Origin of the sequence: Terrabacter terrigena (assembly GCF_042676085.1) — a bacterium.
GTDB lineage: Bacteria > Actinomycetota > Actinomycetes > Actinomycetales > Dermatophilaceae > Terrabacter > Terrabacter terrigena.
This window is the reverse complement of the sequence record NZ_JBHTKH010000003.1, coordinates 89,994-105,237: the sequence shown is the minus strand read 5'-3', so window position 1 is coordinate 105,237 and position 15,244 is coordinate 89,994. Positions and strand designations below refer to the sequence as shown.

Genomic DNA, 15,244 nt, shown 5'->3' with positions numbered 1-15,244 from the left:
TGCCGCACCCCACGGCGAACGCCACGGATCCGACCGGCCACGGTCGGATCACTCACGAAGGAGCACCCACCGTGTCTGCACAGATCACCGTCACCGTCGCCGGGAGCGAGCGAACGGTCACGGAGCAGACGACGGCCGGAGCCCTCCTCGAGGAGGCCGGCGCCGGAGGGCGTGACGTCGTCGTGGCTCGCGTCAACGGCGAGCTGCGTGACCTCTTCCACGTCGTGTCCGACGGTGACGTCGTGGAGCCCGTGACGGTCACCAGCGAGGACGGCCTCGCGGTGCTGCGCCACTCCACGGCGCACGTGCTCGCCCAGGCGGTGCAGCAGCTGCGTGCCGACGCCAAGCTCGGCATCGGCCCTCCCATCCGCGACGGCTTCTACTACGACTTCGACGTCGAGACCCCGTTCCACCCCGACGACCTCAAGGCCCTCGAGAAGGCCATGCAGAAGATCGTCAACGAGGGCCAGACCTTCGAGCGCCGCGTGGTCACCGACGCCGAGGCGCTCGAGGAGCTCGCCCACGAGCCGTACAAGTGCGAGCTCGTCGGGCTCAAGGGCGGCAACGCCGACGACGCGGCGGAGGGCGCCGGCGTCGAGGTCGGGGCCGGCGAGCTGACGATCTACGACAACATCCGCCGCGACGGCACGCGCGCCTGGGGCGATCTGTGCCGCGGTCCGCACATCCCGAGCACCAAGCTCATCGGCAACGCGTTCAAGCTCATGCGCTCCGCCGCCGCCTACTGGCGCGGGTCCGAGAAGAACCCGCAGCTGCAGCGTGTCTACGGCACCGCGTGGCCGACGAAGGACGACCTCAAGGCCTACCTCGACCGCCTCGCCGAGGCCGAGCGCCGCGACCACCGCAAGCTCGGCGCCGAGCTCGACCTCTTCAGCTTCCCCGACGAGCTGGGCTCGGGCCTGCCCGTGTTCCACCCCAAGGGCGGCGTCATCAAGCGCGAGATGGAGGACTACGTCCGCCGCCGCCACATCGAGGAGGGCTTCGACTACGTCGGCACGCCGCACATCACCAAGGACGGCCTCTTCCACACCTCGGGCCACCTGCCGTACTACGCCGACACGATGTTCCCGCCGATGGAGCTCGAGGGCGCGAAGTACCAGCTCAAGGCGATGAACTGCCCCATGCACAACCTCATCTACAGCTCCCGCGGTCGCTCCTACCGCGAGCTGCCGCTGCGGTTCTTCGAGTTCGGGTCGGTCTACCGCTACGAGAAGTCGGGCGTCGTGCACGGGCTGACCCGCGTGCGCGGCATGACGCAGGACGACTCGCACAGCTACGTCACGCCGGAGCAGGCGCCCGCCGAGATCCAGCACCTGCTCGACTTCGTGCTGAGCCTGCTGCGCGACTTCGGCCTCGACGACTTCTACCTCGAGCTGTCGACGCGCGACGAGGACGGCGACAAGAAGGACAAGTTCATCGGCAGCGACGAGCAGTGGGCCGTCGCCACGAAGGTCCTCGAGGACGTCGCCGTCGCCTCAGGCCTGCAGCTGGTGCCCGACCCGGGCGGTGCCGCCTTCTATGGCCCGAAGATCTCGGTCCAGGCCCGCGACGCGATCGGGCGCACCTGGCAGATGTCGACGATCCAGTACGACTTCAACCAGCCCGAGCGCTTCGGCCTCGAGTATCAGGCCGCCGACGGTTCGCGCCAGCAGCCCGTCATGATCCACTCGGCGAAGTTCGGCTCCATCGAGCGCTTCCTCGGGGTGCTCGTCGAGCACTACGCCGGTGCGTTCCCTGTCTGGCTCTCGCCGGTGCAGGTCCTCGGCGTGCCCGTCGCCGAGGACTACGCCGACTACCTCGGTGAGGTGCTGCATCGCATGCGGCGCAAGGGAGTTCGCGTCGAGCTCGACGCGAGCGACGACCGCTTCCCGAAGAAGATCCGCAACGCGAGCAAGTCGAAGGTGCCCTTCACGCTCATCGCCGGTGAGGAGGACCGCGCGGCGGGTGCCGTGTCGTTCCGCTACCGCGACGGGTCGCAGAAGAACGGCGTGCCCGTCGACGACGCCATCGCCGAGGTGCTGGCCGCGATCGAGAGCCGCGCCCAGGTCTGAGCACCACCCGCACGCCCGACGACATATGCCGCCGGGCCGGGTCCGCGTCAACGTGACCCCGCCCGGCGGCATACGTCCTTCTTGTCCGATGTCGCGCGTCCATCGGACAGGACAACGGGATCGGGTTGCCGGACCTGCGGGACGGCACAAGTGTCGGGCACGACACCGTCGTCCCCCGTGAAGGAACGTCCATGCGCATCGTGCTCAGATCGCTCGGCACCGTCGTCCTCGCCGCCACCGCCCTCGGGCCGGTGCTCCCATCCGGGGCGCCACCGACGGCCGCGGCCGCCGAACCCCTCGTCGGGTCGGTCAACCCGTTCATCGGCACGCAGGACAACGGGAACACCTTTCCCGGCGCGAGCGCGCCCTTCGGCATGGTGCAGGTCAGCCCCGACACCGGGGGAGAGGGCGGCTACGACCACTCGCAGAAGTCGATCTACGGCTTCAGCCAGACGCACCTCTCCGGGGTCGGCTGCCCGGTCGTGGGTGAGCTGCCCGTCATGCCGACGAGCGGTGCCGTCACGACCGTGGACCCCTCGCGCTACGCGTCGAGCTACTCGCACTCCGACGAGGAGGCGGGCCCCGGCTACTACCGCGTCGGTCTGCCCACCTACGGGGTAGGGGCCGAGCTCACGGCGACGGACCGCACGGGGTGGCAGCGGTTCACCTTCCCGGCCGACAAGGCCGCCAACGTGCTGCTCAACACCGGCAAGGCCAACATGCGGGTCTTCGACTCCGAGGTGCACGTCGTCGGTGACCGCGTCGTCGAGGGACGCATCCACGACGGCAACTTCTGCGCCGGCAAGGACGAGCACACCGTGTGGTTCCGCGCCGAGTTCGACCGCCCCTTCAGCTCATTCGGCACCTGGAGCGGATCCACCCTCACCTCCGGCGCGCGGGAGGCGTCGACCAAGGACGGCGGCAACGGTGCGGCCGTGACGTTCCCGTCCGGCACGACGTCGGTGACGATGAAGGTCGGCCTCAGCTACACCGGCGCCGACGGCGCCCGCGCCAACCTCGCGAAGGAGACAGGCGACGGGTTCGACTTCGACGCGACCCGCGCCGCCCTCACCAAGCGGTGGGAGCAGCAGCTCGGCCACGCCCGGATCACCGGCGGTTCCGAGCAGCGGCGCACCGCGTACTACACAGCCCTCTACCACTCGCTCATGCACCCGAACCTCGCCTCGGACGTCGACGGGACCTACCACGGCTGGGACGGGAGGAACCACGTCGCCGACGGCTACACGCCGCGGCAGAACTTCTCGCTCTGGGACACCTACCGGCCGCAGAACCAGCTGCTCGAGATGCTCGCCCCAGACGTCGCGCGCGAGTCGTACCTGTCGGTGCTCGCCATCGGCCGCGAGGGCGGCTGGCTGCCGCGGTGGGCGCTCGTCAACAGCGAGACCAACATCATGACCGGCGACCCGGTCACCCCCTTCCTCGTGGAGGGCTGGAGCAAGGGCTTCCTCGCCGGACACGAGGCGGAGGCCTACGCCCTGCTCGAGCAGAACGCGACCGAGCAGCCGCCGGCCGACAGCCAGTACAACGGGCGGTCGGGGCAGCACTACTACGAGAGGCTCGGCTACATCCCGTTCGGCCTGCGCGTCGGCACCGACTGCGTCTCGCACGGCGGGGACAACGACTGCGCCCACCCCGCGTCCGCCACGATGGAGTACGCCGCGGCCGACGCGTCCCTGGCGATCATGGCGAGGGCACTCGGGCACACCGCCGACGCATCGATGCTCACCGAGCGCAGCGGGTGGTACAAGAACCTCTGGGACGCGGGCACGCAGACCTTCCGGCCGCGACTGAGCGACGGCACGTGGCTCGACCCGTACGACCCGGTCGAGGCCTCGCACGCCTTCCATGAGGGGGGCTCGTACCAGTACCAGTGGCTGGCGCCCCAGGACCCGGCAGGTCTCGTCACGCTCATGGGTGGGCGCGCACCCACCGAGAAGCGCCTCGACGACTTCTTCGCCTACGACAAGCTGCTCACCGACCCGGCCGGCACCGCGCGCACCGACTGGATCGAGGCGACCTACGCCTACTACAGCAAGCCGACGTACAACCCGAACAACGAGCCCGACCTGCTCGCGCCCTACACGTACGCGTGGGTCCAGCGGCCGGCGAAGATCGCGACGGTGGCCCGAGCCGCCTTCACCCTCTTCACCGACGGCGCCGACGGCATGACCGGCAACGACGACCTGGGCACCATGAGCGCCTGGTACGTCTTCTCCTCGTGGGGCCTCTACCCGACGATGAGCGGCGCGAACTCCTTCGTCGTCAGCTCGCCGCAGTTCGAGCGGGTCGACATCGACGTGGCCACGCCGACGTCCGTCCGCAGCGGGCAGGGCGGGTCGCTCACCATCACGGCCCCCGGTGTCTCCGACGAGCGGCGTTACGTCCAGACCCTGGCGGTCAACGGTGTGAAGAGCACGAAGAGCTGGGTCGGCTGGGACGACCTGCGCCAAGGTGGTTCCCTCGCCCACACCGTGGCCACCACGCCGAGCCGATGGGGCACGACGCCGGCGGACGTCCCGCCCTCGGCGGTCTCGGCCGGCCGCGACCCGCGCCTGTCGCTGTCCATGACGGCGCGCCCCGACCCCGTCGTCGTGCCGGCCGGGGCCCGGGAGGCGAGGCTGTCCGTCGACCTCGTCGGTCAGGCGCCCAAGAGCCTCCCGGTGCAGGTCGACGCCGCAGCCCCGCAGGGCTGGTCGGCCACGGTGGGCCGCGGCGGTGACGGTGCGGTCGTGCTGCACAGCGACGGTGTGCCCGCAGGCACCTCCGTGCGCGTCACCCTGACACTGCCGGCCGGACTCGGCGTCGGCACCCATGAGGTGCGGGTCACGGCGTCTGCCCCGGGGGTCGACCCGGTGACGAAGGTGGTGACGGTGCAGCTGCAGGAGGCCCTCGACTGCGTGCCCGGAGTCACGGGTTGCGCCCTCGACCTCACGCCGGCCCGCAACCACGACGGCACGGCGACCGTGACGTCCCCGAGCGAGGGCAACTTCGACAGCAGCGGCTGGAGCTACGACGCCGCGCTGCTGCCGACGGGCGCGACGTGGTCGTGGAACGGCACCACGTATGCCGCCCCGGTCACCTCGGGCACGACGCCGAACTTCGTCGAGGGGCGTGGGCAGACCATCCTCGTCCGGGCCGCCGGCGGCAGTGCGATCCACGTCATCGGGGCGACCCACAACGGTGACGTCTCGACGGCCCTGCGCCTGACCTACACCGACGGCAGCGTGCAGTCGGTGCCCATCTCGCTGACCGACTGGGCGGCGGGCAGCGGCCACAACGGCAACCGGGTCGCCATCGCCATGAACCACCGCATCAAGGGTGGCTCGGGCGTCGACGGGCCGCCCGTCCAGCTGTTCGGCACCACGGTGGCCGCCGACCCGGGCAGGCAGCTGCAGTCGATCACGCTGCCCGGCGACGACCGCTTCGAGGTCTACGCCGTCAGCCTGGGCTGACCGACGCGGGTTCCGGGTCCGGCGACGACGTGCGCCGACGGGTCTGTTGACGGCCCTTCACGGGGTGTCGGGCGGGACACGCCGGTTCTGGTCACGTGCGGCGAGAATTCCCCTGGTCGTCTCTTGCCAGACGCCTCGTCGTGGTCTAGAACTGTCCTTACCGATCCGCTTCGGCGGAACGGTTTCTGACTCACCTCGGTGAGACAGAACAGAAGGCCCGGGAACTCATACTTCCCGGGCCTTCACCTCTCTCAGGTCTCCCAGCGCACCGTCCGCAGCGATCCGGCACGCCTGGGCACCTCGGCCCCGCGGCTCTCACACCCGCGGGGCTGATCTGCGTCCCGGCCCAGCTCCTCGCGCCGCCGCGCCCGCGAGGCGTGTCGATTTCGGCTTCGGCCCCGCCGCACGGTTGAATGGGGTTCGGCCCTGCGGTGTGTGAGACCGCAGGGCCGCTCACGTTCCCCGGCGCCCCACCCTAGGATCGACAACCATGACCGACCAGGGGAGCGCGCCCGAGCTGGCCGAGGACTTCGCCCACGTCGAGGACGGCTTCCAGCGGCTCTGGACGCCGCACCGCATGGCCTACATCCTCGGCGACAAGCCGACGGAGGCGGCGGGCCGCGGCTGCCCCTTCTGCACCGCCCCGCAGAAGACCGACGCCGAGGGCCTGATCGTCCACCGCGGCGAGCACTGCTACGTCGTGATGAACCTGTTCCCGTACAACCCCGGCCACGTGCTCGTCTGCCCCTACCGTCACGTGTCGCTCTACGTCGAGCTCACAGACGAGGAGACGACGGAGTTCACGGCCCTCACGAAGCAGGCGATCCGTGCGCTGCAGGGGGCCTCCGAGCCGCACGGCTTCAACCTCGGGATGAACCAGGGCGCCGTAGCCGGGGCCGGCGTCGCCGCACACCTGCACCAGCACGTCGTGCCCCGCTGGAGCGGGGACTCGAACTTCCTGCCGATCGTCGGCCAGACCAAGGCGCTTCCCGTGCTCCTGGAGGACACCCGAGCCCGCCTCGTGGCCGCCTGGCCCGCAGGCTGAGCCCCGGTCGTTACGCTGTCACCACCATGCTCAACAGACTCCTGCGCGCGTCGATGACCCGGCTCCTCGCACCGATCGCCCACCTGTTCCTCCGTCTGGGCATCAGTCCCGACGTCGTCACGATCGTCGGCACGTTGGGGGTCTGCGTCGGAGCGCTGGCCTTCTTCCCCCGCGGCAACATCTGGGTCGGCGTCCTCGTCATCACGGCGTTCGTCTTCTCCGACAACGTCGACGGGATCATGGCCCGCGAGTCCGGGCGCTCGAGCAAGTGGGGTGCCTACCTCGACTCGACCCTCGACCGCATCGGTGACAGCGCCATCTTCGGTGGCCTCGTGCTCTACTACGCCGGCCCGGGCGCGAACTTCTGGATGGCGGGCCTCGCACTCGCCTGCCTGATCCTCGGCAGCGTCGTCTCCTACGCCAAGGCACGCGCCGAGGGGCTCGGCTACACGGCCGACGTCGGCATCGCCGAGCGGGCCGACCGGCTCGTGGCGGTGCTCGTCGCGGCCTTCTTCGCCGATCTCCTCAGCTCGACGCTGCTCCTCGGTGTCGTGCTCGGCCTGCTGGCGGTCGCCAGCTTCGTGACCGTGCTGCAGCGCATGGTCACCGTGCGTCGCCAGGCTCTCGCCTCGGGTGAGGTCAACACGTGACCTCCGTCGTGCGCCGGGCCACCGACACCGTCAGCGTGCTCGGCTTCAAGGTCGGCTGGTCGGCCGTACGCGCCCTCCCGGAGTGGGCGGCATACGGCCTCTTCGACCGCGTGGCAGACCTCGCCGTGCGCCGCGGCGGCAAGGGGATCCAGCGGCTGCGCTCCAACTACCGGCGCGTACGCCCCGAGCTGGGCGAGCGCGAGCTCGACGACCTCGTGACGGCAGGGATGCGCTCCTACATGCGCTACTACTGCGAGGCGTTCCGACTCCCGTCGCTGCAGCGCGGGCAGATCGACCGCGCCGTCGTCACGAAGGGCGCCGACGAGGTCGCCGAGCTGTCGGCACGCGGCGAGGCGGTCGTCGTCTTCGTCGGCCACCTCGGCAACTTCGACCTCGCAGCGGCGTGGTCGGCGGGCAACCTCATGCCGGTGACGACCGTCGCCGAACGGCTGAAGCCCGAGGAGGTCTACCAGGAGTTCGTCACCTTCCGGCGCTTGATCGACATGGACATCATCCCGCTGACCGGCGGCGACGACCCCTTCCACGGGCTGCTCTCCGCAGCCCGCGGCGGAGGCCGGATCATCGCCCTGGCCGCCGACCGCGACCTCACCAACGGCGGCGTCGAGGTCGACCTGCTCGGGCACCGCGCACGCATGGCCAAGGGACCCGCCGTGCTCTCGCTGATGACGGGCGTGCCGCTCTACGCCGCCCGCATCTGGTACGAGAAGGCACCGCGCGGCGAGGGGCTCGGCGGCCACCGCACCGTCATCGAGTTCAGCGAACGGCTCGTGCCACGGGTCGAGGGCCCGACGGGGGCGAAGGCCGCCGACCTCATCCAGCAGTGCGCGGACCACCTCGCCGTCACGATCCGCGAGCACACGTCGAGCTGGCACATGCTGCAGCGGGTCTTCGTCGACGACCTCGACCCCACCAAGGATCCCGTGCACGACCCCACCGCCGCGGCTGCCAGCACCCGGGCCACGCCATGAGGATCGGCATCGTCTGCCCGTACTCCTTCGACGTCCCGGGCGGGGTGCAGTTCCACGTCCGCGATCTCGCCGGGCACCTCATCGGACAGGGGCACGAGGTCTCGGTTCTCGCGCCCGCGGACAGCGACACCGAGCTGCCCGAGTACGTCACGTCGGCCGGCCGCGCCACGGCCGTGCGCTACAACGGCTCCGTCGCGCGCCTCAACTTCGGGCCGGTGACGGCGTCCAAGGTGGGGCGCTGGCTCGACCAGGGCGAGTTCGACGTGCTCCACCTGCACGAGCCCGTGACGCCCAGCGTGAGCGTGCTCGCGCTCATGGCGGCCGACGGCCCCATCGTGGCGACGTTCCACACGTCGATGCTGCGCTCGCGCACGATGCAGACGGCATACCCCATCATCCGGCCCAGCCTGGAGAAGATCGCGGGCCGTATCGCGGTGAGCGAGGACGCCCGCCGCACGGTCACCACGCACGTGGGCGGCGACGCCGTCGTCATCCCCAACGGGGTCTACGTCGACCGGTTCGCCTCGGCGCCACGGCGGTCGGCCTGGATCGGCACGCCCGCCGCGCCGACCATCGCGTTCCTCGGACGGATGGGTGAGCCCCGCAAGGGGCTGCCGGTCCTCGCCGCCGCGCTGCCCGCCGTCGTCAAGGCCGTGCCGGGGCTCCGGGTTCTCGTCGCGGGCCCCGGCGACCCCGACGAGGTGACTGAGGGCTGGCCTCCCGAGGTCGTCGGCGCGTGCGAGTTCCTCGGCGCCGTCTCCGACGACGACAAGGCCTCGCTGCTGGCGTCGGTCGACGTCTACGTCGCCCCGAACACCGGCGGCGAGAGCTTCGGCATCATCCTCATCGAGGCCATGAGTGCCGGAGCCTGCGTGCTGGCGAGCGACCTGTCGGCCTTCTCCCGCGTGCTCGACGGTGGCAGCGCGGGTGCGATGTTCGCCAACGAGCAGCCCGACGACCTCGCGCGCACCCTCGTCGAGCTGCTCCGCAGCCCCGAGCGGCGGGCCTCGCTGGCGGAGGCCGGCCAGCTGCGTGCCCGCATCTTCGACTGGTCGGTCGTGGCCGACAAGATCCTCGCCGTCTACGAGACGGTCATCGAGGGACGCGCCGCCGCCACACCACCGCAAGGCCGCTGGAACCGCTTCCTGCGCGGGGGTGCCCGGTGAGCGAGGTCCTCTCCTGGGTCTTCGCGGTCCTCTTCGTCCTCGTCGTCATCGCGTGGTACCTCAGCTACACGGCGGCGCGGCTCGACCGGCTCCACGTGCGCCTGAGCGGCACCCTGGCGGCGCTGGACGCCCGGCTGGTGCGCCGGGCCGAGGCCGCCGTCGAGCTCGCCAACAGCGGGCTGCTCGACGGCGCGACCTCGCTCATCCTCGCCAACGCCGCGGCAGGCTCGCTGGAGGCACCTTCCGAGCACGGAGGCGCCCGCGAGCTCGCCGAGAACGACCTCACCGAGGCCCTCGACGTCGCCCTGACCCCCGAGACCGTCGCCGACCTCAAGGCCACGGCCCTGGGCACCGACGTCCTCGCCCGTCTCAGCTCGGCGTGCACCCGTGTGCAGCTGGCGCGTCGCTTCCACAACGACGCCGTCACCGACGTCCGGCGGGTTCGCCGCAAGTGGGCCATCCGGGTGTTCCACCTGGCCGGCCACACACCGCTGCCACGCACCGTCGAGTTCAACGACGAGGCTCCCGAGCACCTCGTGGTCGCCTGACCGGCGGCTGCAGCCGCCTGCAGCCGCCGGAACGAGCGACCTGCGTCACAGCCCGCCAGCGCTCGTGCGGGCGGGAACGGACCGTGTCGTGCGCAGTGCCCGGGTGGGCCTACCCTGTGTGCATCCCCAGCCCAAGATCACGGGAAAGCAGGACATCGTGAGCTCCACCCCGACCACGGGCAGCACGCCCGCGGCTGACCAGCAGACCGGCACGAGCATGAAGGGCACGACCCGCGTCAAGCGCGGCATGGCCGAGATGCTCAAGGGCGGCGTCATCATGGACGTCGTCACGCCCGACCAGGCGAAGATCGCCGAGGACGCCGGCGCCGTCGCCGTCATGGCCCTCGAGCGCGTCCCCGCCGACATCCGCGCCCAAGGCGGTGTGTCGCGCATGAGCGACCCCGACATGATCGACGGCATCATCGAGGCCGTCTCGATCCCCGTCATGGCCAAGGCCCGCATCGGCCACTTCGTCGAGGCGCAGGTGCTCCAGAGCCTCGGCGTCGACTACGTCGACGAGTCCGAGGTGCTCACCCCGGCCGACTACGCGAACCACATCGACAAGTGGCAGTTCACCGTGCCCTTCGTCTGTGGCGCCACCAACCTCGGCGAGGCCCTGCGCCGCATCACCGAGGGTGCGGCGATGATCCGCTCCAAGGGCGAGGCAGGCACGGGCGACGTCTCCAACGCGACGACGCACATGCGCCAGATCCGCCAGGAGATCCGCCGCCTCCAGAACCTTCCCGAGGACGAGCTCTACGTCGCGGCCAAGGAGCTGCAGGCGCCCTACGAGCTCGTCAAGGAGGTCGCCGAGGCCGGCAAGCTCCCCGTCGTGCTCTTCACCGCGGGCGGCATCGCCACCCCGGCCGACGCCGCGATGATGATGCAGCTCGGCGCCGAGGGTGTCTTCGTCGGGTCCGGCATCTTCAAGTCGGGCAACCCGGCCCAGCGCGCCGAGGCCATCGTCAAGGCGACGACCTTCCACGACGACCCCGACGTCATCGCGAAGGTGTCGCGCGGCCTCGGCGAGGCCATGGTCGGCATCAACGTCGACGAGATCGCCCAGCCGCACCGCCTGTCCGAGCGAGGCTGGTGACCTCAGGCTCGTACCCGGCCCACCCGGCCCACCGCTGACGTATGCCGCCGTGCCCACCGGGTGCGGCGGCACACGTGCGTCGTCGCCCGGCACACCCCGCGTGTGCACCGTCCGGGGGGGTGCTGACCCCGCTTCGTGCCCACGCGGCAGCGGCCGCGTTCCCGTGCTGGCAGCATCGGGGCATGGGTCCTTCGGGAACAGAGGTGTCACGTGCCTACTGGGCGGAGGTCGTCGAGCCCCTCGTGCGCGGCCGGTGGCCCGGGATGCCGTGTGCCGCCGCCCGGCTCGGCAGCGGCTCGGATGTGCTGGGCCTTGACGACGCGATGTCCCGCGACCACGACTGGGGCCTGCGACTCAACCTCCTCGTCCCCGCGTCGGCGGCGCCCGAGGTGGAGAGCCACCTCGAGGCGACGCTGCCGGCGTCGTTCCTCGGCCACCCGGTGCGGTTCGCGACGTCGTGGGACCCCGTCGTCCGACACCGCGTCGAGGTCGGCTCGGCGCGCGACCTCGCTGTGTCGCGGCTCGGCATCGACCCGACACGCGACCTGGGCATCGACGACTGGCTCTCGCTGACCGGCCAGGCCGTGCTGGAGACCACGGCCGGCGCCGTCTTCAGCGACGACGCCGGCGAGCTGGACGGCATACGTCGTCGGCTCGTCTGGTATCCCGACGACCTCTGGCGTCACCTCGTGGCGACCGACTGGGCGCGGCTGCGCCAGGAGCTGCCGTTCGTGGGGCGCACCGGGGAGCGCGGCGACGACCTGGGCTCACGCGTCATCGCGGCCCGGCTGGTCCACGTGGCGATGCACCTCGCGCACCTGATCGAACGTCGGTGGCCGCCCTACGCGAAGTGGCTCGGCACGAGCCTGCTGGCGCTCCCTGAGGGGTCGGCGGTCACAAGACCGCTGACCGAGGCCGTCTCGACCACGAGCTGGAGGGATCGTGAGGCGGGCCTCGTCGAGGCACTGCGCCTGCTGACGGACATCCAGCGAACAGCGGGCCTGCCAGCCGTGGCCGATCCGATCGAGCCGTTCTGGGACCGGCCGTACCTCGCAGTGCGGGAGGAGGTGGTGCGGCTGCTGGAGGAGTCTGTGACCGACGCTGACGTGCAGGCGCTGCCCCGTGGCGTCGGGTCGGCGGAACAGTGGAGCGAGAACGTCGACGTCCTCGTCGACGCCGCGCGTCGACGGCCTCGCGGAGGTGCCCCCCGCTCGGGGGTTCATCCGTCAGGTGACCGCGCCACGCTCGGCGAACTCGGGCCGCTCGTACTCGCGCCCGTCGAGCACCTCCTTGACGTGCACGGCGGCCCGGACGGCGTCGACGTGGGTCACGTAGAGGGGGGCGAAGCCGAGCCGAATGATGTCGGGCTCGCGGAAGTCGCCGATGACGCCGCGGGCGATGAGCGCCTGCACCACGGCGAACGCCTCGGGGTGGCGCAGCGAGACCTGTGAGCCGCGCCGAGCCGGGTCGCGCGGCGTCGCCAGCGGCAGGTCCACACCGAGCTCGTCGAGGGCGTCGACGAACGTGCCGGTCACCGACAGCGACACGGCGCGCACGTCGGCGGGGGAGAGCCCGTCGTACGCGGTGAGCGCGGCCTCGAGGGCCAGCACCGACAGCAGCGGCGGAGTGCCGACCCGGGCACGCGTGATGCCGGGGGCCGGCTCGTAGTCGGGCCTCATCTCGAACGGGCGTGCGTGGCCCTGCCAGCCGGTGAGCGGCTGGTCGAAGTCGTCCTGGTGGCGCTGCGCCACGTAGAGGAAGGCCGGCGCACCCGGACCGCCGTTGAGGTACTTGTAGCCGCAGCCGACGGCCAGGTCGGCGCCTCCGGCGTCGAGGTCGACCTCGAGCACCCCCGCCGAGTGGCACAGGTCCCAGCAGGCCAGCGCACCGACCGCGTGGGCGGCCGAGGTGATGGCGCGGAGGTCCCACACCTCACCGGTGCGATAGTCGACGCTCGAGTACGACGCCAGGGCCAGGGCCTCGCCGATCTCGGCGATCGCGGCCACGGCGTCCCGCGGGTGGACGCGCCGGACCTCCAACCCGGCCAGCGCGGCGGCCGACTCGGTCATGTAGAGGTCGGTGGGGAACGAGTCGGGGTCGGTGAGCACCACGTGGCGTCCCGGGCGCAGACGCCCGGCTCCGACCACCGCCTTGAAGAGGTTGACCGAGGTCGAGTCCGTGACGACGACCTGGCCGGGTGCGGCCCCGACGATGTGGCCCACGGCGTCGCCGACGCGTGTCTGGGCACCCCACCAGTCGGCCTCGTTCCACGAACGGATGAGGCGCTCGCCCCACTGCCGGTGCATGACGTCGTCGACGACGGCCGGCACGGCACGGGGGAGGGCTCCGAGCGAGTTGCCGTCGAGGTAGATGAGGCCGTCGGGCAGGTCGAAGAGGTCGCGCGTTCCCCGAAGGGGCGACTCGGCGTCGGCGCGTTCGGCGCGGGCGAGAAGGGCGTCGTGGGTCTGCACCGTCGTCATGGCCGCAACGTAGCCGGTGGCCGCGAGGAGATGTCAGGGGACCTCCCGGGATCGTCTCGCATCCCAGACGGTTCGTCGCCCTCGGGCATCGCGAGGCCCCGCGACGAACTGGCCGCCGGCCCGCCCTACGCTTGCCCGGTGAGCACCACGACCACGAGCGGCGAGACCGTCACCCAGCCTGCACCCGCCCAGACGGTGCGGATCGGCGTCCTCGCCGTGCAGGGCGACGTGCGCGAGCACCTCGCCGCCCTGACCGCGCTCGGGGCCGAGGCCGTCACCGTGCGCAGACCGTCCGAGGTGGAGCAGATCGACGGTCTCGTCATCCCCGGCGGCGAGTCGACCGTCATGGACAAGCTCGTGCGCGCCTTCGAGCTGCGGGAACCCCTGGTGCGCCGCATCGCCGAGGGCATGCCCGCGTACGGCTCGTGCGCCGGGATGATCATGCTCGCCGACCGCATCGTCGACGCCCGACCCGACCAGCAGACGCTCGGGGGTCTCGACGTCACGGTCCGCCGCAACGCCTTCGGCCGCCAGGTCGACTCGTTCGAGCAGGACCTCGAGTACGTGTGGTCCGACCCCGACTCGAGCGGCACCGTGCACGCCGTCTTCATCCGCGCACCCTGGGTCGAGGAGGCCGGCGCGGACGTGCAGGTGCTCGCCCGCGTGAGCGAGGGCGCCGCCGCCGGTAGGATCGTCGCGGTCCGGCAGGGCAACCTCATGGCCACCTCGTTCCACCCCGAGGTGGGTGGCGACCGCCGGATCCACGCCGAGTTCGTCTCGATCGTCAGAGCGCACCGACTCCAGCAGTCCGGTGCCAGCCAGTCACCGGAACGCGAGGACACTGCATGAGCGGCCACTCCAAATGGGCCACCACGAAGCACCAGAAGGCGGCCAAGGACGCCAAGCGCGGCAAGCTCTTCGCCAAGCTCATCAAGAACATCGAGGTCGCGGCCCGTCAGGGCGGCGCTGACCCCACCGGCAACCCGACCCTCTACGACGCCATCCAGAAGGCGAAGAAGACGTCGGTGCCCAACGACAACATCGACCGTGCGGTCAAGCGCGCCTCCGGCGCCGAGGCCGGTGCGGCCGACTGGCAGACGATCATGTACGAGGGCTACGCACCCAACGGTGTCGCGGTGCTCATCGAGTGCCTCACCGACAACCGCAACCGCGCCGCCGCCGAGGTGCGCACGGCACTGACCCGCAACGGTGGCCAGCTGGCCGACCCGGGGTCGGTGTCCTACGTCTTCAACCGCAAGGGTGTCGTGACCGTCCACAAGGAGGCCGGCTCCGAGGACGACATCCTCGAGGTCGTGCTCGAGGCGGGCGCCGAGGAGGTCAACGACAACGGCGACACCTGGGAGATCATCTCCGAGGCCACCGACTTCGTCGCGGTCCGCAAGGCCATCCAGGACGCCGGCATCGACTACGAGTCGGCCGAGGCCTCGTTCGTCCCGAACCTGCAGGTCCCGCTCGACCTCGACGGCGCGAAGAAGATGATCCGTGTCATCGAGGCGCTCGAGGACAGCGACGACGTGCAGAACGTCTTCGCCAACGGCGACATCCCCGACGACGTGCTGGCCCAGCTCGACGAAGAGGAGTGAGCTCGGCGGAGCCGAGCCGCGGAGGCACGCCGGTGACCGGCGTGCCTCCCGTCCTTTCGGGGGAGGGCGGTTAGCGTTGTCCCGAACACCTGTTCGCATCAGCTCGCCGTCCGACCCGCAGCCC

Annotated in this window: 11 protein-coding genes and 1 pseudogene; 11 read left to right on the top strand and 1 reads right to left on the bottom strand. The window is 71.2% G+C overall.

The window, feature by feature from the left end:
* Window positions 1-71: 71 nt before the first annotated feature.
* From thrS to ACFQ2V_RS06350, 9 genes and pseudogenes are all read left to right on the top strand, one after another.
* Window positions 72-2,069, top strand: coding sequence for a threonine--tRNA ligase (gene thrS / locus ACFQ2V_RS06390; protein ID WP_386051795.1), 1,998 nt, complete (start codon window positions 72-74; stop codon window positions 2,067-2,069).
* Window positions 2,070-2,260: 191 nt separating this feature from the next.
* Complete coding sequence (locus ACFQ2V_RS06385; protein ID WP_386051794.1) at window positions 2,261-5,542, top strand: GH92 family glycosyl hydrolase; 3,282 nt, start codon at window positions 2,261-2,263, stop codon at window positions 5,540-5,542.
* A 490-nt stretch (window positions 5,543-6,032) separates the two neighbouring features.
* The gene (locus ACFQ2V_RS06380; RefSeq protein WP_386051792.1) at window positions 6,033-6,587 is read left to right on the top strand and encodes an HIT family protein; all 555 of its coding nucleotides are present in this window, start codon (window positions 6,033-6,035) and stop codon (window positions 6,585-6,587) included.
* Between the two features lie 26 nt (window positions 6,588-6,613).
* Window positions 6,614-7,237: a phosphatidylinositol phosphate synthase gene (gene pgsA / locus ACFQ2V_RS06375; RefSeq protein WP_386051790.1), complete on the top strand. Its 624-nt coding sequence runs from the start codon at window positions 6,614-6,616 to the stop codon at window positions 7,235-7,237.
* Window positions 7,234-8,226 carry a phosphatidylinositol mannoside acyltransferase gene (locus ACFQ2V_RS06370; RefSeq protein ID WP_386051788.1) on the top strand — a complete coding sequence of 331 codons (993 nt, stop codon included), beginning with the start codon at window positions 7,234-7,236 and terminating at the stop codon, window positions 8,224-8,226. The genes pgsA and ACFQ2V_RS06370 overlap by 4 nt, the downstream gene beginning before the upstream one ends.
* Entirely contained in the window at window positions 8,223-9,392 is a 1,170-nt protein-coding gene (locus ACFQ2V_RS06365) for a glycosyltransferase family 4 protein (RefSeq protein ID WP_386051787.1), read from the top strand. Before ACFQ2V_RS06370 ends, ACFQ2V_RS06365 begins: the two co-directional genes overlap by 4 nt.
* On the top strand, window positions 9,389-9,940 hold the full coding sequence (locus tag ACFQ2V_RS06360; protein ID WP_386051785.1) for a hypothetical protein: 552 nt from the start codon (window positions 9,389-9,391) through the stop codon (window positions 9,938-9,940). The genes ACFQ2V_RS06365 and ACFQ2V_RS06360 overlap by 4 nt, the downstream gene beginning before the upstream one ends.
* Before the next feature lie 217 nt (window positions 9,941-10,157).
* Window positions 10,158-11,036, top strand: a complete 879-nt coding sequence (gene pdxS, locus ACFQ2V_RS06355; RefSeq protein ID WP_386052043.1) for a pyridoxal 5'-phosphate synthase lyase subunit PdxS — start codon at window positions 10,158-10,160, stop codon at window positions 11,034-11,036.
* Window positions 11,037-11,077: 41 nt separating this feature from the next.
* Window positions 11,078-11,881: pseudogene (locus ACFQ2V_RS06350) on the top strand (DUF4037 domain-containing protein); the annotation flags it as partial.
* Window positions 11,882-12,262: 381 nt separating this feature from the next.
* Here the strand turns inward: ACFQ2V_RS06350 and kynU are convergent.
* The gene (gene kynU, locus ACFQ2V_RS06345; protein ID WP_386051784.1) at window positions 12,263-13,516 is read right to left on the bottom strand and encodes a kynureninase; all 1,254 of its coding nucleotides are present in this window, start codon (window positions 13,514-13,516) and stop codon (window positions 12,263-12,265) included.
* Window positions 13,517-13,654: 138 nt separating this feature from the next.
* On the opposite strand from kynU, the gene pdxT reads away from it, so the two are divergent.
* On the top strand, window positions 13,655-14,365 hold the full coding sequence (gene pdxT, locus ACFQ2V_RS06340) for a pyridoxal 5'-phosphate synthase glutaminase subunit PdxT (protein ID WP_386051782.1): 711 nt from the start codon (window positions 13,655-13,657) through the stop codon (window positions 14,363-14,365).
* Window positions 14,362-15,120 (top strand): YebC/PmpR family DNA-binding transcriptional regulator, encoded by a 759-nt coding sequence (locus tag ACFQ2V_RS06335; RefSeq protein ID WP_386051780.1) that lies wholly within the window; start codon window positions 14,362-14,364, stop codon window positions 15,118-15,120. The genes pdxT and ACFQ2V_RS06335 overlap by 4 nt, the downstream gene beginning before the upstream one ends.
* Window positions 15,121-15,244: the final 124 nt, after the last annotated feature.

Excerpts from the sequence above, each read along its gene's own strand:
- kynU (WP_386051784.1), bottom strand. The coding sequence starts at position 13,516 with ATGACGACGGTGCAGACCCACGACGCCCTTCTCGCCCGCGCCGAACGC.
- pgsA (WP_386051790.1), top strand. The coding sequence starts at position 6,614 with ATGCTCAACAGACTCCTGCGCGCGTCGATGACCCGGCTCCTCGCACCG.
- ACFQ2V_RS06380 (WP_386051792.1), top strand. The coding sequence starts at position 6,033 with ATGACCGACCAGGGGAGCGCGCCCGAGCTGGCCGAGGACTTCGCCCAC.
- ACFQ2V_RS06365 (WP_386051787.1), top strand. The coding sequence starts at position 8,223 with ATGAGGATCGGCATCGTCTGCCCGTACTCCTTCGACGTCCCGGGCGGG.
- ACFQ2V_RS06335 (WP_386051780.1), top strand. The coding sequence starts at position 14,362 with ATGAGCGGCCACTCCAAATGGGCCACCACGAAGCACCAGAAGGCGGCC.
- ACFQ2V_RS06385 (WP_386051794.1), top strand. The coding sequence starts at position 2,261 with ATGCGCATCGTGCTCAGATCGCTCGGCACCGTCGTCCTCGCCGCCACC.
- pdxS (WP_386052043.1), top strand. The coding sequence starts at position 10,158 with ATGAAGGGCACGACCCGCGTCAAGCGCGGCATGGCCGAGATGCTCAAG.